Source organism: Methylotenera oryzisoli (assembly GCF_004661485.1).
In the GTDB taxonomy this organism is placed as follows: Bacteria; Pseudomonadota; Gammaproteobacteria; order Burkholderiales; family Methylophilaceae; genus Methylotenera; species Methylotenera oryzisoli.
Genome location: NZ_PQVH01000006.1, coordinates 181,131 through 200,067, shown reverse-complemented (window position 1 = coordinate 200,067; position 18,937 = coordinate 181,131). Strand labels below are relative to the sequence as shown.

24 protein-coding genes are annotated in these 18,937 nt (G+C 39.6%); 22 read left to right on the top strand and 2 right to left on the bottom strand.

Translation table 11 applies throughout. From position 1 onward, the window contains the following. The 10 genes from C3Y98_RS04405 to C3Y98_RS04365 all read left to right on the top strand — a co-directional run. Positions 1-372: restriction endonuclease subunit S (locus tag C3Y98_RS04405; RefSeq protein WP_209308739.1), on the top strand; the 372-nt coding region annotated here is incomplete at its 5' end. A 232-nt stretch (positions 373-604) separates the two neighbouring features. Next, positions 605-979, top strand: coding sequence for a helix-turn-helix domain-containing protein (locus tag C3Y98_RS04400; RefSeq protein WP_135276898.1), 375 nt, complete (start codon positions 605-607; stop codon positions 977-979). 301 nt (positions 980-1,280) lie between these two features. After that, positions 1,281-1,919, top strand: coding sequence for a TnsA endonuclease N-terminal domain-containing protein (locus C3Y98_RS04395; protein WP_135276897.1), 639 nt, complete (start codon positions 1,281-1,283; stop codon positions 1,917-1,919). Beyond that, on the top strand, positions 1,861-3,873 hold the full coding sequence (locus tag C3Y98_RS04390; protein ID WP_167759894.1) for a Mu transposase C-terminal domain-containing protein: 2,013 nt from the start codon (positions 1,861-1,863) through the stop codon (positions 3,871-3,873). Before C3Y98_RS04395 ends, C3Y98_RS04390 begins: the two co-directional genes overlap by 59 nt. Further along, positions 3,870-4,910: a TniB family NTP-binding protein gene (locus C3Y98_RS04385; RefSeq protein ID WP_135276895.1), complete on the top strand. Its 1,041-nt coding sequence runs from the start codon at positions 3,870-3,872 to the stop codon at positions 4,908-4,910. Before C3Y98_RS04390 ends, C3Y98_RS04385 begins: the two co-directional genes overlap by 4 nt. Continuing rightward, positions 4,903-6,765, top strand: coding sequence for a TniQ family protein (locus C3Y98_RS04380; protein ID WP_135276894.1), 1,863 nt, complete (start codon positions 4,903-4,905; stop codon positions 6,763-6,765). Before C3Y98_RS04385 ends, C3Y98_RS04380 begins: the two co-directional genes overlap by 8 nt. Positions 6,766-6,847: 82 nt before the next feature. After that, positions 6,848-6,973 carry a hypothetical protein gene (locus C3Y98_RS12885; protein ID WP_280818742.1) on the top strand — a complete coding sequence of 42 codons (126 nt, stop codon included), beginning with the start codon at positions 6,848-6,850 and terminating at the stop codon, positions 6,971-6,973. A 9-nt stretch (positions 6,974-6,982) separates the two neighbouring features. Then, positions 6,983-7,426 carry a metallophosphoesterase gene (locus C3Y98_RS04375; protein ID WP_135276893.1) on the top strand — a complete coding sequence of 148 codons (444 nt, stop codon included), beginning with the start codon at positions 6,983-6,985 and terminating at the stop codon, positions 7,424-7,426. Positions 7,427-7,522: 96 nt separating this feature from the next. Continuing rightward, positions 7,523-7,945, top strand: coding sequence for a metallophosphoesterase family protein (locus tag C3Y98_RS04370; protein WP_135276892.1), 423 nt, complete (start codon positions 7,523-7,525; stop codon positions 7,943-7,945). Positions 7,946-8,345: 400 nt separating this feature from the next. Next, positions 8,346-9,098, top strand: a complete 753-nt coding sequence (locus C3Y98_RS04365; protein WP_135276891.1) for a metallophosphoesterase — start codon at positions 8,346-8,348, stop codon at positions 9,096-9,098. Between the two features lie 40 nt (positions 9,099-9,138). Here the strand turns inward: C3Y98_RS04365 and C3Y98_RS04360 are convergent, their stop codons facing one another. Next, positions 9,139-9,534, bottom strand: coding sequence for a YccF domain-containing protein (locus C3Y98_RS04360; RefSeq protein WP_135276890.1), 396 nt, complete (start codon positions 9,532-9,534; stop codon positions 9,139-9,141). Between the two features lie 298 nt (positions 9,535-9,832). Between C3Y98_RS04360 and C3Y98_RS04355 the strand changes: the two genes are divergently transcribed. After that, positions 9,833-10,834 (top strand): hypothetical protein, encoded by a 1,002-nt coding sequence (locus C3Y98_RS04355; RefSeq protein ID WP_135276889.1) that lies wholly within the window; start codon positions 9,833-9,835, stop codon positions 10,832-10,834. Next, positions 10,831-11,931 (top strand): hypothetical protein, encoded by a 1,101-nt coding sequence (locus C3Y98_RS04350; RefSeq protein ID WP_135276888.1) that lies wholly within the window; start codon positions 10,831-10,833, stop codon positions 11,929-11,931. Before C3Y98_RS04355 ends, C3Y98_RS04350 begins: the two co-directional genes overlap by 4 nt. On the opposite strand, the gene C3Y98_RS12750 is transcribed toward C3Y98_RS04350, so the two are convergent. Then, on the bottom strand, positions 11,932-12,072 hold the full coding sequence (locus tag C3Y98_RS12750) for a hypothetical protein (RefSeq protein WP_167759893.1): 141 nt from the start codon (positions 12,070-12,072) through the stop codon (positions 11,932-11,934). 299 nt (positions 12,073-12,371) lie between these two features. Here C3Y98_RS12750 and C3Y98_RS04345 point away from each other — a divergent pair, with 299 nt between their 5' ends. From C3Y98_RS04345 to C3Y98_RS04305, 10 genes are all read left to right on the top strand, one after another. Then, positions 12,372-13,379, top strand: a complete 1,008-nt coding sequence (locus C3Y98_RS04345; protein ID WP_135276887.1) for a DUF697 domain-containing protein — start codon at positions 12,372-12,374, stop codon at positions 13,377-13,379. Between the two features lie 165 nt (positions 13,380-13,544). Further along, positions 13,545-14,165, top strand: coding sequence for a hypothetical protein (locus C3Y98_RS04340; protein ID WP_135276886.1), 621 nt, complete (start codon positions 13,545-13,547; stop codon positions 14,163-14,165). A 63-nt stretch (positions 14,166-14,228) separates the two neighbouring features. After that, positions 14,229-15,314: an ATP-binding protein gene (locus tag C3Y98_RS04335; RefSeq protein ID WP_135276885.1), complete on the top strand. Its 1,086-nt coding sequence runs from the start codon at positions 14,229-14,231 to the stop codon at positions 15,312-15,314. A 28-nt stretch (positions 15,315-15,342) separates the two neighbouring features. Beyond that, complete coding sequence (locus C3Y98_RS04330; RefSeq protein WP_135276884.1) at positions 15,343-15,897, top strand: helix-turn-helix domain-containing protein; 555 nt, start codon at positions 15,343-15,345, stop codon at positions 15,895-15,897. Positions 15,898-16,018: 121 nt separating this feature from the next. Continuing rightward, positions 16,019-16,195, top strand: coding sequence for a hypothetical protein (locus C3Y98_RS12745; protein ID WP_167759892.1), 177 nt, complete (start codon positions 16,019-16,021; stop codon positions 16,193-16,195). Beyond that, positions 16,192-16,449 carry a multiubiquitin domain-containing protein gene (locus C3Y98_RS04325; RefSeq protein WP_135276883.1) on the top strand — a complete coding sequence of 86 codons (258 nt, stop codon included), beginning with the start codon at positions 16,192-16,194 and terminating at the stop codon, positions 16,447-16,449. The genes C3Y98_RS12745 and C3Y98_RS04325 overlap by 4 nt, the downstream gene beginning before the upstream one ends. After that, positions 16,424-17,623 carry a ThiF family adenylyltransferase gene (locus C3Y98_RS04320; RefSeq protein ID WP_135276882.1) on the top strand — a complete coding sequence of 400 codons (1,200 nt, stop codon included), beginning with the start codon at positions 16,424-16,426 and terminating at the stop codon, positions 17,621-17,623. The genes C3Y98_RS04325 and C3Y98_RS04320 overlap by 26 nt, the downstream gene beginning before the upstream one ends. Next, positions 17,620-18,054, top strand: coding sequence for a ubiquitination-like system serine protease family protein (locus C3Y98_RS04315; protein WP_135276881.1), 435 nt, complete (start codon positions 17,620-17,622; stop codon positions 18,052-18,054). Before C3Y98_RS04320 ends, C3Y98_RS04315 begins: the two co-directional genes overlap by 4 nt. A gap of 28 nt (positions 18,055-18,082) precedes the next feature. Next, on the top strand, positions 18,083-18,412 hold the full coding sequence (locus C3Y98_RS04310) for a hypothetical protein (RefSeq protein WP_135276880.1): 330 nt from the start codon (positions 18,083-18,085) through the stop codon (positions 18,410-18,412). A gap of 29 nt (positions 18,413-18,441) precedes the next feature. Beyond that, entirely contained in the window at positions 18,442-18,933 is a 492-nt protein-coding gene (locus C3Y98_RS04305) for a hypothetical protein (RefSeq protein ID WP_135276879.1), read from the top strand. Positions 18,934-18,937 lie beyond the last annotated feature (4 nt).

Sequence of the window (18,937 nt, the reverse complement as noted above, 5' to 3'; positions counted from 1 at the left end):
GGCACAATCCTGATGAGCTTCAAGCTAACATTAGGGAAGATTTCAATCCTTGATGCACCTGCATTTCATAATGAAGCAATAATTTCAATTTATCCATCACCTGCGATAGATAAAAATTATCTTTTTAAAATATTACCAGCACGTGCAAACGAAGGTAATTCGAAAAGTGCGATTAAAGGAAATACACTTAATTCTGAATCTATAGCAGCTTTATTATTGCCCCTACCACCTAAAGTAGAACAACACCGTATCGTAGCCAAAGTCGATGCACTCATGGCGCTATGCGACCAACTCAAAACCCGCATCACCGAATCCAATCAGCTGCAACAGCTGTTGGCGGATGCCATGGTTGTACAGGCAGTAGCATCATAAATTGATTCAAAAATATCTCCGCAAGGCGGAGATATTGTCATGTTTTAAACATCCACCAAAACGATTATTTCAATGTAAATCTCGCAAAAAAATACGCAATACACTGGAAATTTGCCTAATTGTAAGTTACTAGTACGTGTAAATGTATTACAAAAACCATTTAAAAACAATGACTTAATTTGCATGAATCAGATTTGTCAGATATAGTTGGCATTTGATATTTTGGTGCCAAATGAGTCCATTCGCCCACTTTATTCGTACCTTAAGGGAAAGGCGTAATTTGCGCCAGAATGAAGCTGCGGCTTTACTCGGATATGAGCAAAGCTACCTTTGCGCTTTGGAAACGGGCAATAAAGGTACGCCTCAATCTGAGTTTATACAGGTATTGATCAAACGCTATGAGTTGAGTGATGAGGAAACAGAAAACTTAATGGATTCATTGAGGCGTTCGAAAAGACGCTATCTAATTCCGTTGAAAGCAAAATGCGAAGAATATGAATTGGTTTATAAGCTCTATGAGCAACTTGGGAAGTTATCACCGAACCAGATACTTTTAATGCAGATAGCCTTGAATTCAGACGTTAATAATTTACTTAGATCTAATTAATTGAAGTTACTAAGAATTTTTTAATAACAGGAGAATGAACATGTAAAAAAGGGCAAACCTTGCGGCCTGCCCCTCACAGTAGATAGCTGACGCTACCAACATCGACAATCGAAGTATCGTCTTCTTATCTCAGAGCGTCAAGCCGCCTCCACAAAATACCTTCAGTTTTTGGCTGTTATTAACTAGCCACTGGGCAACTATTCGCCTTAAAAATTGAATTTTCAGTATTAAATTTAAATATGCGCGTAAGTGTAGGGACTTTTTCAGCCAAAAGCTTTGCACAATGCGCATGAGAGGATTAATGATGCTAGCACGTAAAGTCGTGACGAGAAGTGGGCGCAGGACAAGAGGCTATTTTCCTTCATGGAAGCTTAAAAGAATGGTGGAGTGGGAGTCTATGCTGGAGCGAGATGCAATTCTTTTATTTGAATTTTCACCTGGTGTGAGGAGTTACCAAGAGCAGCCTGAGCTGGTGATGTATCCAGACGGAGACCAGATGCGAAGGTATTTTCCTGATTTCGAAATTATAGGAATGGACGACCAAGTTTCGCATTTGGAAGTAAAGCCTGAGAAGCAATTAAAATTACCTGATATAAGGGATAAATTAAAGAGAGTGGCTGCTCACTATTATGAAATAAACCGTGAATACAGGATTGTTTCAGAAAGTATCATTAGACGTGAGCCTCTACACACCAACCTGAAAAACCTTTGTAGATATCGTAGAGAGGATGAACATGTTTTATCAGCTCGACCACTGTTATTGAAAACCTTGTCTTGCGGTGCAGTCACTTTTGAGGTTCTTGCTCGCCATTTTGGTCAACATCTTTTGTTTAAGTTGATTGCGTTGGGAGAAGTGAGTTGTGATTTAAACCAGGAATTGATTGGCAGTACTCCAATATTTCATCCTATGGAGGCTGATCATGCTCAGGTTTTGTTTTAAAAAAGGGTTAGTGTTCCTTGAAGGGCAGATACGGCGGGAGCTCATTCGAAGGTTAGCAACCGGTAAGATTCAGTTTGAACTTGAAACCGGGGAGCTACAGAATTACGGTGATTCTGAAGTGCTTGCCCACTGGTCATCAGGTAGATGGAGTATTGATGAGACTTCACTAGGTTCATTAAATGACGTCATTTACCTTGCAACACCAAGGGATTTAGCCACCTATCCGGAGCATTTGCAAGAAATTGCCCGCTACAGAGAGCAATACATAAACGCAATCCAACCAGAAAAAACACCGTTCCACATTAAAAAATGGAGGGAGCGGATATCAGAAGTTGCAGTAGGGTTTAAAGACCCTAAACCACCAGCGCCTACTACAGTGTATGGATGGTGGAGGCGGTATAGAAATCTGAAAACTATTAACAGTTTATTACCGAGAACAGCAAGGCTTGCTACTCAAAGCAGAGGGCAGCGATATTCTATTTTTGAAGATGTCATTACCGAAATATATTTAGGAAAACAAAAACTACCAAAGTCTGATGTATATGAGGCCGTTGTCCTTAGAGTAAGTCGCTTAAATGCTGCACGACCGGTGGAAGATCAGATAAGGGCACCAGCGCGAGCAACCATCTACAGATGGATTAATCAGTTGCATCAGGATATTGTGGATGCATCACGCCTTGGTTCTGAGGCGGCTAGGGCCAAGTACAGGATGGTGCTTGGTACGGTTAAAGTTGAAACAGTTTTAGAGAGAGTTGAAATCGACCACACACCTTTGGATGTGCTTGTGATTGATCCAGACACCAAAATTCCTTCCGGCCGGACGTGGCTAACCTTAGCAATTGATCGATATAGTCGCATGGTTTTAGGGTTTTATATTAGCTTCAATGCACCCTCGAGCTATTCTGTTCTACAGTGTTTGAGGCGCTCAATTCTTCCTAAAGAAGAATGGCTAGCGCGCTTTCCAGATATCAAAGGTACTTGGCCATGTTACGGAATACCCGATCTTATTGCATTAGATAATGGTATGGACTTACATTCTGAAGCCCTGGAAAAAGTCTGTCAGGAAATAGGTGTACAAATCTTATATTGCCCAGTTGCCACACCAGAGCATAAGGGTTCTGTTGAAAGATTTTTTAGAACGCTTGCTAAAGGTCTCATACATCGTCTACCAGGTACTGTATTTTCAAATATAGATGAACGAGGTGATTATCCATCAGAAGATATGGCTGCAATCGACATGGAAACATTGATGCACCTGATGACAAAATGGATTGTAGATGTTTATAACGTCACTAGACAGCGAACCTTAGGGACTGTTCCATTGCGGCGTTGGGAGCTTTCAGCACCTGAGCGCAATATAGAATTACCAGCATATCCAGAACAATTAGCTGTTATCACTGGGATTCCAGCATCAAGAACACTTTTCCATTATGGCATAGAGCTTGATGGGATTCATTACAACTCGCGACGTTTGCAAGATATGCGCCTTCGCGCCGGTGAAAACATCAAAGTTCAACTCAAATTTTATGAAGAGGATATCGGGTATGTGCACATTTATGATCATTTTGCTAAAGAATATATTCAGGTGCCTGCATTAAATATCGAATATGCCAAAGGCCTGAACCGTTCGACACATCGATTAATACGCGCCTATGCGCGCAAAACTTATGGTGAGCAATACTCTGCAATCCAGTTGTATGAGGCTAAAGAAGCCATACAAATACAAATTAGTGAGGCGCTGAAGTCGAAAAAGATGGCGACTCGTAAGAAAAGTGCAAATTTACTTAAGGTTGACAGTGAGAGTGTTTTAAATTCAGAGGATCCATTAACTGTCGCAAAATCACCTAAGAAGATAATCATACAAGCACCACCAGATTTACCTTCAGGTTTAGATGATGATTTGCCCAATTTTAATGACTTGACTATGCGTAGGAATGAAGGGGGTGACTTATGAATCCCCTAGATATCCTCAGGCTACATACCTCAAATTCTAGTGATAATTTACATGTTGGTTTTAGTCTTCAATCACATTGCTTCCCGCATAGGCGTTTCAACTCAGCGATTTGTCGCATTGCAGAGATGCATCATTACAGTCAGATTAACCAGGTCTCGACGGGATTAGTTTTATCAGGATTTACTGGGGTAGGTAAAAGTACGATTGTGAAGTACTACGCGGAACAATTTTCGCGTTCTGCAGAGAATGGCGTAACACGAATACCTGTCTTGGTGGTAAACACGCCTGGTAAACCATCTTTACGCAGCCTAGGAGAAGCTATTTTGATTGCCATGGGTGATCCTATGGCTCATCGGGACTCAGGAGAGCAGAAGACGGCACGCATAAAAAAATTTATTGAACGTTGTCAGGTTGAGTTAATAATTTTTGATGAATTCCATCATTGTTTTTTTACCGCAAACACAAACAAGTTCAGAGAAATCACAGACTGGCTTAAGTCTTTGATGAACTCAACCTCTATTTGTTTAATTGTAGCTGGTCTACCAGAAGCTGAAGAGGTAATAAAGACTAATTCACAGTTGACTCGACGATTGAGTTCAAGGATCGCTTTGTCGCCTTTTTTATATGAGGATGAAGATGATTTCAGGGAGTTTAGGGGTCTGCTAAAAACGTTTCAGGAAAAATTGCCGTTGCCGGTGGTAACACCCCTTCATGAAGCCAACCTTGCGAGACGTTTCATAGTCGCAAGTGGCGGTAGATTAGATTACATTCGTAAAGTACTGGAAGGTGCAGTAGCAGCTGCATATCTTGCCGGTATCAAGGTACTGGATTTACCTACTTATGCCAGTGGCTTTAGAAACGAGGTATGGGATAAAGCTCCTGATCGACTGAACCCATTCCATGCAGACGCCATTCTTCGACCGCTGATCAAAGCTGGTGAGCCATTTGAAACTAGTGGTTACTCTAATTTAATAGGATCCCCTGTGGCGATTCGATTAGGTTTAGTTGGTCGGAAGAAAGGGGATAGTAATGGATAATAAACCATCTTTACTTATACATCCCCATCCCTACAGAACTGAAGGCCCACAAGGTTATCTTTTGAGATTGGCATCAGAAAACTTCATGTTGATCTCCGATCTTGCCAGCATGGGCATTGTGTATGACTTCAATGTGTTGAAGCAAAATGGGTTTTTGCCAAGTCAGACTCTAGATCCTGGATTACATGAATATGTTAAAACTGTCGCGGAGCTTAGTAGTTATAAAAAAAATATATTCAATCATAAATTCGCTAGGTTTTGCCCAATTTGTCTTGCCGAAGACCCATATTGGAGAGTTGGATGGGAGATGTATTTCTATGATGCATGCCATGAGCATGAGGTGTGGCTGATTGACCACTGTAGTTCTTGTGGCAAGCCATTATCTTGGCAACGAGAAAGAGTTGTTAGATGTCAATGCGGGGCAGATTTGAGAATGGAAATTCCTGCTCACAGCACAAAATCGGTTGCTTATCTTGCTAGGGTAATGCTTGCTAAATTAAATAACATGAGCATCGAATCTTTACCAGCTCCATTAGAAAAGACTAATCTTGACCAGACACAACAACTAGTGAGATTTTTGGGAGCATGTCTTCGACCGGGTGCTGGTAACAAGCCTTTGAAGATCAAGGAGGCAGGGGCTATGAGCTCTTCCTGGTCAATTAGCTCATTCGCTTCAGAAATACTGACTAATTGGCCGCAAAAGTTTTTTGAAACTTTGAATCAGATGCAGAAGGAAGCATTTTCTAGCGTAGGGACTTCACTTAAAAATATCTTTGGCTCACGCATCGATTATATATATAAAGAAATGGCAGCAGACGCATTTTCTCCTTTGAGAAATGAGTTTAGCTTCTGGCATGTAACCTCATATTATGGAGGTATAGCAAAAAGAAATTTACGACTTATTGAAGCGGGGTTTAAAAATGCGGAATGGATTCCTGCCAATCTGGCATGCAAAGAATTGGGTATTTCTAGGGGAAGGCTGAAACGGTTTGTCAGGGATGGATTAATAGAAGGACATGAAAAAATCAGTGAAGCTGGTCGATCATTCATAACTGTTATGGGTGCTCAATTAGAGAGTACTAAGGCTAAGATTGCAGGCAGTGTTACGATTGAAGAGGCAGGGAAAATGCTAGGAATCTCCAGAAAGCGTATGCGTGCTATTTTACGATTTCTATTTCCGAACGCGACTAGAGATAACCATTCTCCGTTGACGCCATGGCGTGTGCCAAGATCGGACATTGAGAGCGTATTAAATCTTAGCGATGGATTACCAATAGTTTGTATTCCTGACGAGGATTGCGTTACTCTTAATTTTCTGTTGCGATATTGGCCATGGGAAACGATGGAGATCGTAGGATTGATCGAAGCAAGTAAACGGCAAGAAATTAAGCCAGTTGCCGTTTTAGATGGATCTGTTGGAGTTAGTGGGCTTATTTATAACGAAAATGAGCTTAAAACATGGCGAGAGAAAAGTCAGCAGGGTTATGGCACTTGGATCTCAATTCCGCAATTGTGCAAGATGTTATCAATCAAGCAGACTGTTGGTTATAAGCTAGTTAAAAATGGGTTTATAGAAACCGAAAGGCTTCCTACAGTGCGTGGTGGCGGACATCGGCTCAAGAAAAGCCAGTTTTTTGAATTTAATAAAAAATATATTTTTGCGACAGAAGTTAACGCAAAACTCGGTACGGTGACTACTAAATTACGCACAATTCTTGCGGAGCGATCTATTCATCCTGTTTCTGGTCCTGGGGTTGATGACAGCCGACAAGTTCTTTATGAGAGAACCGATAAATTAATGAAATTTATGGACGAATATAGCGGTAAACCGCCAACCGAGTTCAGGCTGACTTGATGAAAGAGCTGAATAATGTCAGATAGTTATGCGTAATTTAGAGTCTACTGCTACACAAGTGAGGCGCGATGAAAAGTAAAACTTGGAAAACGAAACTGATCGATGCGGTGACGCAATTATTTTATTGCCCGATGAAGTCATGTCGCTACTTGGCCTAATGGAGGGCGATGTAATGGATGTTGAGTCCTCTAATGATTACATATTTTAAAGCTCAATAATGAAGCTTCGAATCCTCTCTGACTTACATTTGGAGCGAAACCCATTCACCTATGCAGATCAAGGTGAAGATGTGCTCATCCTCGCAGGAGATATAGCTAATGGCATTGACGGGATAGAATGGGCTAAAGCAATTCCTAAGCCAGTCATTTATGTAGCGGGTAATCATGAGCACTGGGGCTGTGACATTTACGAAAACCTAAAAGCTATGCGTAAGGCAGCGAAAGGTAGCAACGTACACTTCTTGGAGAATAAACAAATTGACCTCACTTTAAATGGTGAGACGGTCAGGTTTTTAGGGTGCACGTTATGGACAGACTATGGAAAAGCACATTGCGAGAACCATCCAGTAACGTTGGAGCACAATCAAAATCCCCCCAAAGAGTTGATGTATCACGCGATGGGAATCATGAACGACCACAATAAGATCACTGCTAAACGTTAGTGGTCAGACCGCAATACAAAAAGATACTACAACTTTTTAAAAGGTAGATATACCTCAAGCAGCACTGGGCATTTCACACCACTTAGTGCCTATGACATGCATGTAAGAAGTCGGAAATGGCTGGCTGCCAAACTGGCAAAAAAATCTCCATATAAAACAGTGGTTGTTACCCATCATGCGCCAAGTTATCAATCCCTATTGGAAGCCAAGTTAATAAAAGAAGAAAACCTGAATCAGAAGCTATGGAGACCTGTTAGAAGAGACGAATCTGGACTATACCGCGTTTCCGCTTACGCATCAGATATCAATCACTTGATAGGCTGCGGGTCTGCACATGGATCAGGTGTTGATTTTTGGTTGCACGGACATATACACGAACGTATTCAATATGTGAAATTTGGTACCATTGTTAGCTGTAATCCGCGCGGTAATTATGTAGATTCAAGAAATGGTTTTGATCACAGTCTTGTTATTGATACGACATCAGAGTTAATAACTACGGAGAGTAATAGGGAGTAATTGAATTAGAGAAAGAGGACCTTCTTCCCGTGGTAAAGTAATGGCAGTATTAGCTGATCAGGGTTTGTTAACGAAGCTAAAATAGAGACCTTAGTTTTGAGAATGCTGAATATTTAGGTAAAATCTTATCAAGTGTCGGCTCACACTAATCCTCGAGGTTAATGTCTAGCTGGACAGCGAAAAATAGGCTGTAGATTTTTCGTGAGAAACGTAGCTCAGCGAGGTCGCCGTCAGGCAGCTGCGTACCATTGGTTCCTCGCATTTTCTTCACTTAAAAGCCTCTAATAGAGGCTTTTTCTTTTTTATAAATTAGCCTCTATTATCAAACGAGAAGGTAATATAGTTAATGTGAATTAGCCTTTAGAGACCATTAAGCATTTTCAATGCTTATTAATCGACCATGAAAATACTTATTCTAAGTGACCTACATCTAGAGTTTGCAAGCTTTTCACCCTCTTCCGAAGAAGTGGATTTAATCATTCTTGCAGGGGATATTTGGAAAAAGGACCAAGGCATCTACTGGGCAAGAGAGACTTGGCCAAATACTGAAATTATCTATGTTGCTGGGAATCACGAATTTTATGGAAGTGACAGAAGTGCTGTCTTGAGCTTACTTAGATCGGCTGCAGAAGATACAGGAGTATATTTTCTGGATAATGACGAAGTCATAATTAACGATATCCGGTTTTTAGGCACTACGCTTTGGACAGATTTTGAGTTGTTTGGGTCAAGCCTACAAGAAAAGGCTATCAATGTTGGTAAGAATAGCCTTAATGATTTTCGAATGATTGTTGAGGGGAATGATACATTTACGCCAAACGATGCAATGGTCTTATGTAATAGGAGTAGCGACTGGCTAAGAGCGAAACTCATCACAGTAGATGATATTTCTAAAACAGTGGTTGTTACGCATCACTTACCATCTATGCAATCTGTATCAGAGCGGTATCAAAACGACATATTAAGCGCATGCTTTGCTAGCAATCTTGATGAACTACTTGGTTACAGTAAGCTTTGGATACATGGGCACACCCATGATAGTTTTGATTACATCGCAAAAGGCACAAGGGTAATTTGCAACCCTCGAGGGTATATTTATAAAGGTACTCAAGAAAACTTAAAGTTCAATCCAGGGTTAATAGTGGAAATTTAGAAGCTTTAATTAAAGTGATATTACCTTTTCACCGTAATGCTCATTTCTCAACAATCGTTTTACCAATCGGTGCAATCGCAATGCCAGCAAGTTTTAGATGTTGGATTCCAAAAGGTATACCGATTATTGTAATAAAGCATGCAATCGCTGCAATCATATGACCAATTGCAAGCCAGATGCCTGCAAAGACAAACCAAATGACATTACCAATGGCTCCTAACGTTCCTGTTCCAATATCATCTTTTTTGTTGATGTGTTTCCGACTAACAGCCTCTTTACCAAAGGGTAAAAATGCAAATTTACCAATCACAAAACAAGCTTTACCCCAAGGTATGCAAATGATGGAGATGTAAGCCAGTAGGCCTGCTAACCACCAGCCTAAACCCATTATTGCACCGCCAAAAATAAACCACAGAATATTACCAATTAAACTCATTAGACGGCCTTACTAAAATTTAGAGAATTTATAGATTACTCTAAAAGTTGAATTTCATCTCTTCAAAGTTCGATTCATGCCAAACAAATCCTTCTAACAATTGAGTCTGCAATCTACTAGACAAATAACAATTTCGTGAGCTATTATCTAAGTACGGCGCCAGCCATACCTGCACATGAGTAAAAATCGGCACTTCAAATACTAGATTTAAATGATGTAAAACTAACCCTATAAATTGACACTGGGGTATTAAACGTGTGCGCTACCCAGGGTCCATATTTATAAAGGTAGTTTTATCATGACAATCAAGAACACTGTGTATTCATTACACCAAAGACTTAAAGACCTCACAAACCCACCTATCAAGCTTACGCATGTTTATGAGTTGGTTGCAGCAGCATTTGGCTTTAATAGTTACGCCTCACTTAAAAGCGTCGCCATACTGACTAATTTGGACGATCCAACTAAAGCTAATCAGGATTTGATTCTGCAAAGATCTAGTTTGCTTGGATATCAAGCATTCCCAGCTGGAGAATTAGTGGCAACTCTTGAGGAAGAAGGGCTAGGTACGCTCACATTTTCTGAGCTGGCAATCAAGCTTAGAGAGAACGATCACTTTGTTGATGATGATTTAGATCAACTCATTGCAGCTGAAACAAATGCATGGGCAATTTATTGTCTAGCCTTGTACTATGAGGACTCTTCAGACGATGATCAGGTAGGTAGTGATTATTGGTACAACCAAATGCAAGCTGGTCGCCAGTTAGGTGGTATTGAGAAAGCCTGGGCACTTGAATATAAAGAGCAACAAGCTAACGGAAACAGATATGAAAACTATCTTCGAAAAGCCGCATCGTTAGGTTGTGATTTGGCACTATTAGATCTCGCAGAACAGTTTGATGAGTCAACTTTCTTTGAGGGCGATTATCGGAATGTAGCAGCTGATCCGATGAGCATTGCGGAAATAGCGCAAAACTTAGGACGTAACAAAGACCAACACCGCTGGTTAACAGTCGCAGCAGAGTCTGGAAACATCGAGGCGATGCGTGAGTTGATAGAAGATTTTGATAGTAAAGACTTGGTACGCTGCTGGACTTGGATCTACTTATCTCAGTTACTTGGGAAGGATCTTACTAAAGATCGTCATTACGCAATTCATGAAAATGGGTCAGACTATGATGATGACGTAGGTGGCCCTATGTATGTTGATGGCATATACGGGATCAGTCTGGATCCGCTTTATAAAGAACAAGAGACACTCGCCAAACTAGCTGCAGAGGCAATATTCAAAAAATTATGACCGTTAAATTTTACAATCCTATTGGTGGCAGAAAAAAGCTTTTGAAGCTAAGTTCTTTATTTCTTTTTGATATCGACGATATTTTGAAGTTATCCAATTTGTCGATGAGTGGCATGATGAAAGAAGAGGGTCATGAGTCTCTTTATAAGCGTATGGGAAGCATAGCCGATGAAGCGTCAGCCTTCCGACTTGCTCATGACATGGTGTTGCGGATACCGGGCTTGCCAAAAGAACTGATAGCTGCGATTAATGGTGACGTGGAAGCTCAAGCATATTACGACGAAATTGGAGCATGGGAATGTTTCATGAAAGGTTATTACAAAACCGAGGATGAGTGGCCACAACACTTCAGATTTTGGATAAAAATAGAAAGGGCTACTTATAAACCTTGTGAATTACTCAGTAAACAGCGATCTGCTGAGGCTATAACTTTATTGATGGAAAGCCCCATTATTCAGTTATTACTGTGGCCCGAGGCAATTGAAATATTAAACAATAGAAACAGCTTGAAGGTACTAACTCCACTTAGAGGATTGATTGGCCTTGAGCTTATGCTTAGTTTTCTCGCAGGGGTTGATGCCCGAGCAGGCTACTCATTGTCCAGATCTAACTCATTCGTTTTAGATGTATTACCGACTAACCTGACAGACAACAAAAACCCTACTTCATTATATTTTGGGTGGTTAAAAGAGCAAATTGGGATATCTACAATTAGTGCACTTCTTAATGATAAAAGAATGCCCTCATTAGATGTTTCGGTATTGAATAGATGGAGTAGTGGAAGTCATATGCCATCGGAAAAGACTTTGAAGACTTTCTTAGAGGCTTTTTTAAGTGACCCTGATGCAAATGAAATTTGGATACTACATTACGCAGCAAAGTATTTAAATTTTATTGGGTATCAAGCACAGAAAATTCAAAAATTGGCTAATACAGCTACAACAGAGCAATTAAAAGAAGCCTTTAGACCTTGGCCAGACATGCCGTTTGGATTTAAAACTATAGAAACATGGTTTGAAAATCGTTATCCGTATTGGTTTGAATATCACAGTAAGCAGATCATTGGAGAAGGTATAAAATCTTCTCCAAATATCTAGTTATTTGCTTTTGGGTGGTGCAACATAACGATTACCACCAGAGGGTACATGTGGAACAGTACTAGGCCACCCGCCTGAACCTGGTGGTGTTGCTCTGCTACCTGAGCCTGTAGTTTTGCCGCTGTTTGAACTTTTACTCATACTTAATTTCCTTTTCTTACTTAGGTTGCGCTTTATTAATTAAACAAAGCGATCAGTAATGCTGATAAGTTAGAACTATACTTAGCTTAGTTTAAAGGGTCAGTGGCACGGTTTAGAACGAGCTTTTGTAAGGCTCAGAGGGAATTTGAGATTAATTCCCACTAGTGTTTTAGACACTCCTTGGTCATTTCTCTGGAGTGTTTGAATGGTCTTATCTAACAAATAAAAAATGTATGGCTTAAATGTGTCTAGTCAATGGGATGCAGTCCAGTTAAGATTGACAGAAATAATAAAACAAAATGAATAAATCTATGTTCCGTATCATTGCGACACTATCAGTCTTCGCTCTGCTCTATATTTGTATTGTATTAGTCGGAAATATCATACAAATTGCTGATGCTGCCGATCGCATTTACCTAGGGGCAGGGCAACCCATTTTTTGGGGTTTGCTTTCAGTATTTATTGTCACAGCTATATCGCCTTTTTACCTCTACTTTAAGCTACCTAAAGCTCTTATTCCTCCATCAGAAAGCTCAGGGCCTGAGTTTGACAAATATCTAGTTCAATTGCGTCAGCGATTATCGCGTAACTCTCGGTTAAATGGAGTTTCGCTAGAGTCAGAAGAGGCTATTGAATCTGCTCTTGAAAAACTCTCTAAAGAGTCTGATAAAGTCGTTCGCGAGACGGCAACCGCAGTTTTTGTCAGTACATCAATTATGCAAAATGGCCGCCTAGATGGACTGATTACACTTTTCACACAAGCAAGAATGGTATGGCGAATAGCTTGTGTATATCAGCAACGCCCTTCACCAAGGCAGATGCTATATTTATATTCCAATGTAGGGGTTAATGTTTTGTTTGCCGAATCGATTGAAGAAATTGATTTTTCAGAGATAGTAGCTCCATTGTTTGCATCTAGCGTTACTTCATCTATACCAGGAATGTCATTAATTATGAGTAGCATTGCCAACGGTACTGCAAATGCTTTTTTAACTCTGCGTGTTGGCTCGATTACCAAGCAGTATTGTGAAGCGTTAAGTACGCCGTCTAGAAGCTTTGTTCGAAGAAGCGCGACGATTTCAGCTATCGCTATAGTTGGAGATATTGTTAAAGAAAATGGTGCGCGGATAGTCAATGGATCCTGGGGTATGTTCAAGGGTGCTGTTGATTCGACCTTAAAAGGTGCTAAAAGCGTTGCCAGCAAAGTTGGGGACTCATCCTTAAGTAGTGCTAAAGCCGTTGGAAATACGATTAGCTCCACTTTCGATAGTGTAAAAAATATAGCAGGAAAAATAACACCAAAATAAGAGGCAAATGGGACTCCTAGAGTCGTATAGTAAGCTAGTGGCGACTTAAGCATATTTAATGCAATATTGCGAACTTGATAAATTGGCAATGGTGATGGCAGTTCAAAGATGGTTAGCTGATTTAGATTTTTAGAACATCAAGCAGTAAATAAGAGGGAATTAACTATGCGTGCAATAACTTCGTATGAAGCACTGGATAAATTTGGACGTGTTCGATTGTCAAAACACTTCTTTATGCGTGATTTTCTCTATAGCGAAATCTCGAATGTATATGGCGTCCCTAATTTTCCAGAGAATCCAGAATTAGCAGTTGAGGCAGGAAAGCGTCTTTGTGAAGAGTTATTAGAGCCCCTCAACGCGACATTTGGCCGGATTGCAGTGAGGTCAGCTTATAGGTCATTAGCAGTTAATTCATTCGGTAATGAAAAAGGACATAACTGTGCTAGTAATGAGTCCAACTTTGCACATCACATATGGGATAAGCCAGATGAAAATGGAAAAATTGGCGCTACTGCTTGTGTGGTAATTCCATGGTTTATGGATAAGTATGCAGACGGTGCGGACTGGCGCTCTTTAGCTTATTGGATTCATGATCATTTACCTTATAGCGAGCTTGAGTTTTTTGATGGTAAAGGCATGTGTTCATTCAATCTCAACTGGCATGAAATACCTAAGAAAAACATTAGGAGTTGGATGACTCCAAGAGTGCTACTTAAAGATGCACAAGATCAAAAAGGGTTTGCGGATTGGTATGCTGATTTTCCTCAACTCAAACTCTCTAATTAATTCAGAAGAGCGGCTGATTAGTGTCTACAAAACTCGCGATGATTCATATCTTTAAGAGATTGCATGTTAAAAAAAATACAAAAAATATTGCTCGAGAATCCTAAAATTAAAGCTAGGGTTATTGCAAAAAAGCTCTCAGTAGATAGAAGTTTAGTAAGTGTATTTCTACGTGAGAATTTAAACCATTTTGAGCAAGATGAGGATTACTGCTGGTCCGTTAAAACCTCAGGTTTACGTATCGAATTTGAGTCGGATAGTTGGATTGATTGTAAAAAGTTCGAAAAAACTTTATCTGCAGTTGAGTCGCCTTTACAGTCGCAAGCTAATGCAATAGTTTTTATCATTCCTAAGGGCTGCAATTTGTTGCTAGAGGTAATAGCAAGGCTGATTGCATTGGCTAATCAATTAGCTCATCAAGGGAAAAAAGTAACTATAGACTTTAGTAGTCATCGCTCCTCATTTACTTATGTTAATCGCATAGGTTTTTTTGATCATCTCCATGAGAAAGTTATAGTTTTACCAAACAGGCCAAAAATTTCTAGTGCAGAAGTTTATAAAGAAAATAATGATAACTTGGTCGAGCTTGCGCCTATAGATGCAAATAATCTTGATGAAACTATTCCGGAAAGATTCAAAAAGGTTTTTGTTTCGCATGCAGGAGATGAGTACGAGCAAACTGCGTTTACAATAATTTCTGAGTCATATGGCAATGTGAGAGATCATTCTAAATCACCATTACTTGGATTTATTGGCCTACAACTTTATCAGAACGTTTCTCCACCACATATTCAAACAGTAATATCAGACAGTGGTGCAGGGATATTAAATACGCTTAAGCTAGTTTTAGATGAAAAGTATCCTGAAATTGCTGAACAGATGAGAGCCGTAGATATAAGTCCTGATGTTTATCTTTTGAAGAAAGTTTTCACAGAAGGTCACATATCTCAATCATATGATGAAGGCCGTGGATTAGGTTTAAATAGTTCAGCAATTGCAGCATCAAAATTCAATGCCACCATAGGTGTTAGACAGGAAAATTGTGAAGTGAGATTTTTTTATAGAAATGGGAGATTAACAAATATTACACACCAAACTGACATGCCTAGCATACTAGGAACGCATATCTGTTTTGATTTTAAACTTGACTAATAACTGATATTCTCGTTAAATAAATATAATGAATCAGAATTCACACAAATTAAGACTCCTAGACTTTACTGATGGGAATACGCATCCATTCGGAAATCAGCAAGGTAAGGAAACATTCCGAAAACTAAGCAATTATATCGATTCGCATCCTTCAATAATTGTTTATGGTGTTTCTTTAGATGGAATTGAAGTTACAGATGCATCTTTCCCAAGGGAAAGTGTAATTTCCATTGCCAAATTTTATCGGGGCTCGAAAGGGATATACCTTGAGAATTTCAAAAACAGAGATATCTTAGATACTTGGAATTACGCCGCAATTGCCAAAGTGCAGCCTATTGTCTCTTGGGAGAATAAAAACTATGAGATTTTGGGATCGTCACTTACTAGTTCAAGCAAGGAGTTGGTTGATTATGTTTTAACCAGAGGTAATGTCTTGGTATCTCAAGTAGCTTCAGATTTAGGTATTAGTGTGCCAAATGCGAGTACAAGACTTAAAAAGCTCGTTACGGATGGTTATATTCTACGCAATGAAGTTATAGCTGAATCTGGAGGAATTGAGTATATATACAGCGCAATAAAATAATTCTGATTAAATGTATTGATTTAATCAGAATGTTTCTGCTAAGATGCTCTTAACCAGAAATTGCTTTTTTTTAATCTCTGGTTAAACAGATTAATTTAAACAGATATAAGGAGATTTTAAATTGGCAACTAACCCACCAAAAGGCGATGGACATCGCATAGGCGCAGTAAAAGATCGTTCTCAAACACAGACCTCTTCAGGTCACTGGGTAAAGCGTGACAAAGATACTGGTCAGTTTATGGATGTAAAGACTTCAAACAAACAGCCGTTCAAAGGCGTTACTAAGGAAAAGAAATGAGCCAAGCAGAAAAAGGTAATGATAAAACCTACACAATTATTATCAATGGTCGTCCACGCGAAGTGGAAGATCACAAATTAACCTATCAACAAGTAGTTCATTTGGCTTTTCCAAGTGACCAACCTGATGCAAATACTATTTACACAGTGGCTTATGCTAATCCACATGGTAAAGACGGTACTTTAGTTGATGGTCAAGACGTTGTAATTAAAAGCGGGGTGAGCTTCAATGTCTCCAAAACAAGCCGCTCTTAACCCAGATATTAAGCGACTGTACGACGACGGTTACGAAGTTGAAATAAGGAACGGGCATCTAATCATACATTCCGTTCCTTACGTCACTGCAGACCGACACGTCAAAACAGGAGTTATTGTCACTGATTTGAACATGAATGTGGATGAGCTACTGCCGCAAAAAGATCATCAAGTATGGTTTTTAGGCGAATACCCGTGCTATTCAACAGGTTCCCCTATTGAAGCTATTCGGCATACTTCAAATGTTCAATTGCTTTGGGACGGGTTCGAAATACAGCATCGATTCTCAAATAAGATAAATGGGCAGATATATCCTGACTATTATTCTAAGATCAAGAATTACGCCAACATTATTTCGAATGAAGCCAAGGTAATTGATCCAGCTGCAACAGCATGCACCTATAAAGTAATCGAGTCGATTGAAGAAGATTCAGTCTTTCGATATAGAGATACTGCTTCAAGTCGGGCAGAAATTCTTGCGCTATCAGCAAAGCTTGCTATGAACAAAATAGCTATTATTGGCTTGGGTGGTACAGGATCGTACATACTCGATTTGATAGCGAAGACACCGGTAAAAGAAATTAACTTATTTGATGGTGACATTTTTCTGCAGCACAATGCATTTCGTGCGCCTGGTGCTGCTACCATCGAAGCTCTTAAAGATAAACTATCTAAAGTGGAATACTACTTCCGTATATACGATGCGATGCATAGTGGAGTCGTGCCTCATACAGAATATCTCACAGATGATAATGTTCAGAAATTGGCAGGATTCGATTTTGTGTTTATATGTGTAGATAAAGGGCCGGTTAGAAAATTAATAAGCAATTATCTACAAGAACAACACATCCCCTTTATTGATGTGGGTATGGATCTTATGATGGTATCGGAAGTTAACAATCTGATTGGTACGTGCCGGGTGACGATGAGTACACCGGATAAGTCAGAACACTTTCAAAAGCATGTGCCGATGATGGAAGAAGTGGGAGAAAACTTGTATAGCAAAAATATACAGGTGGCGGATATGAACGCGCTCAATGCAACATTTGCGGTCATTAAATGGAAGCAGTTCTGTGAGTTTTATCAGGATATATATCAGCCGCACCATTTGACCTATTCTATTAACTCTCAGTCCTTAACCCGTGACGAGACTACAGGAATCCAAGAAGAATGAAGCAAACAATGCTGATACCAGAATATGTTGAATACATACCTGAGCAGTTAGCAGATGGACGTTTGTACATTTGCACGCAGTATAAAACCATTGCGCACAAGTGTTGCTGTGGATGTGGGGAAGAGGTCATTACCCCACTAAGTCCAGCAGAGTGGTCGATTCGCCAAGAGGGTAAAACAGTAACGTTATATCCTTCCATTGGTAATTGGAGCTTTAAATGCCAATCACACTATTGGATTAGTAAGAATCAGGTGATATGGGCAAAAGCGATGTCGCAGCAAGAGATCAAGCGAGTAAGGGAAAGAGATGCCGCCGATAAAGCTAAGCATATAGTCCATATTAACCAGAAAAAAGAAGCACAAGTAATTAAAGAAAGTAAATCATTTATCAAATGCTTATGGATGCGTTTTATTACATGGATAAATCAATAATCAATCATTAATATTTAGGGGGCAATACATGAATTTTTTAGAATGGATTTTGAATTTGGTATCAAGCATTGCAAGTTTATGGAATAGAAGTTCCTATAACTTTATTAATGAACATAGGGCTTATGAAAGAAGGATTTTAATTTATACAGTAATAGCTGTGATACTAATGCTGGCGGCAATGTTAATTACACCGTCTCTCGAAATGCAGTCTACCGATGGAATTAAACACGCAACCTATATCGTGTATAAATGTATTGGAATTGGGGCTTTATTGTTAGGTTTATGTTTTTCTATTGCATCATTCTGGAATGCAGCTGGGCTAATCTATTTTCGCTATAAGAACGGAATATCAAATTAATCGCTTCAGTAACTTAATTAGGAAAATAAATGAACCAAGAAAAATATAATTACATTGATACTTTGATTAAAATTTTAGGTGCTGTTGCTTTGATAATTTCGGGTGTATTTGGTTTTATTCAATACAAAGATATACAAGAGCGAGAGTATAAAAAGCCTTTTTACGAAAAGCAGATAGAAGTTGTAGATGAGCTTTTTGAAGTTCTGGGAGATATAGACAAAGTGCCAAGCTCCGAAGAAAAGATTAAGGCTGCAGCGAATTTCTGGATAATATATCACGGGAAAAGTCGCACATTTTTGGATTCGAAAATGGTTAGAGCATTAGAGATGCCGGCAGATTATGTAGCAGCCTGTATTAATAAAGTTCGAAAACCGAAAATAGTAAGTTCTTGTGAAAACTTCTCTGCAAGTATGAGTGCAGTCGGATTCGCAAAAGTGGCACGTGAACAGTTATCGTTAGGCTGGAAAATGAGCTTCGATGAAATTGGGCGAACTGACCCTTGGGCTTATATACCAGATTAATTAC

Bases quoted from the DNA above. Each gene is read 5' to 3' on its own strand.
- C3Y98_RS04335 (WP_135276885.1), top strand. From the start codon at position 14,229: ATGTTAAAAAAAATACAAAAAATATTGCTCGAGAATCCTAAAATTAAA.
- C3Y98_RS04305 (WP_135276879.1), top strand. From the start codon at position 18,442: ATGAACCAAGAAAAATATAATTACATTGATACTTTGATTAAAATTTTA.
- C3Y98_RS04355 (WP_135276889.1), top strand. From the start codon at position 9,833: ATGACAATCAAGAACACTGTGTATTCATTACACCAAAGACTTAAAGAC.
- C3Y98_RS04370 (WP_135276892.1), top strand. From the start codon at position 7,523: ATGCATGTAAGAAGTCGGAAATGGCTGGCTGCCAAACTGGCAAAAAAA.
- C3Y98_RS04350 (WP_135276888.1), top strand. From the start codon at position 10,831: ATGACCGTTAAATTTTACAATCCTATTGGTGGCAGAAAAAAGCTTTTG.
- C3Y98_RS04395 (WP_135276897.1), top strand. From the start codon at position 1,281: ATGATGCTAGCACGTAAAGTCGTGACGAGAAGTGGGCGCAGGACAAGA.
- C3Y98_RS04325 (WP_135276883.1), top strand. From the start codon at position 16,192: ATGAGCCAAGCAGAAAAAGGTAATGATAAAACCTACACAATTATTATC.
- C3Y98_RS04360 (WP_135276890.1), bottom strand. From the start codon at position 9,534: ATGAGTTTAATTGGTAATATTCTGTGGTTTATTTTTGGCGGTGCAATA.
- C3Y98_RS04340 (WP_135276886.1), top strand. From the start codon at position 13,545: ATGCGTGCAATAACTTCGTATGAAGCACTGGATAAATTTGGACGTGTT.
- C3Y98_RS04345 (WP_135276887.1), top strand. From the start codon at position 12,372: ATGAATAAATCTATGTTCCGTATCATTGCGACACTATCAGTCTTCGCT.
- C3Y98_RS04310 (WP_135276880.1), top strand. From the start codon at position 18,083: ATGAATTTTTTAGAATGGATTTTGAATTTGGTATCAAGCATTGCAAGT.
- C3Y98_RS04320 (WP_135276882.1), top strand. From the start codon at position 16,424: ATGTCTCCAAAACAAGCCGCTCTTAACCCAGATATTAAGCGACTGTAC.
- C3Y98_RS04380 (WP_135276894.1), top strand. From the start codon at position 4,903: ATGGATAATAAACCATCTTTACTTATACATCCCCATCCCTACAGAACT.
- C3Y98_RS04365 (WP_135276891.1), top strand. From the start codon at position 8,346: ATGAAAATACTTATTCTAAGTGACCTACATCTAGAGTTTGCAAGCTTT.
- C3Y98_RS04385 (WP_135276895.1), top strand. From the start codon at position 3,870: ATGAATCCCCTAGATATCCTCAGGCTACATACCTCAAATTCTAGTGAT.
- C3Y98_RS04375 (WP_135276893.1), top strand. From the start codon at position 6,983: ATGAAGCTTCGAATCCTCTCTGACTTACATTTGGAGCGAAACCCATTC.
- C3Y98_RS04315 (WP_135276881.1), top strand. From the start codon at position 17,620: ATGAAGCAAACAATGCTGATACCAGAATATGTTGAATACATACCTGAG.
- C3Y98_RS12750 (WP_167759893.1), bottom strand. From the start codon at position 12,072: ATGAGTAAAAGTTCAAACAGCGGCAAAACTACAGGCTCAGGTAGCAGA.
- C3Y98_RS04330 (WP_135276884.1), top strand. From the start codon at position 15,343: ATGAATCAGAATTCACACAAATTAAGACTCCTAGACTTTACTGATGGG.
- C3Y98_RS04400 (WP_135276898.1), top strand. From the start codon at position 605: ATGAGTCCATTCGCCCACTTTATTCGTACCTTAAGGGAAAGGCGTAAT.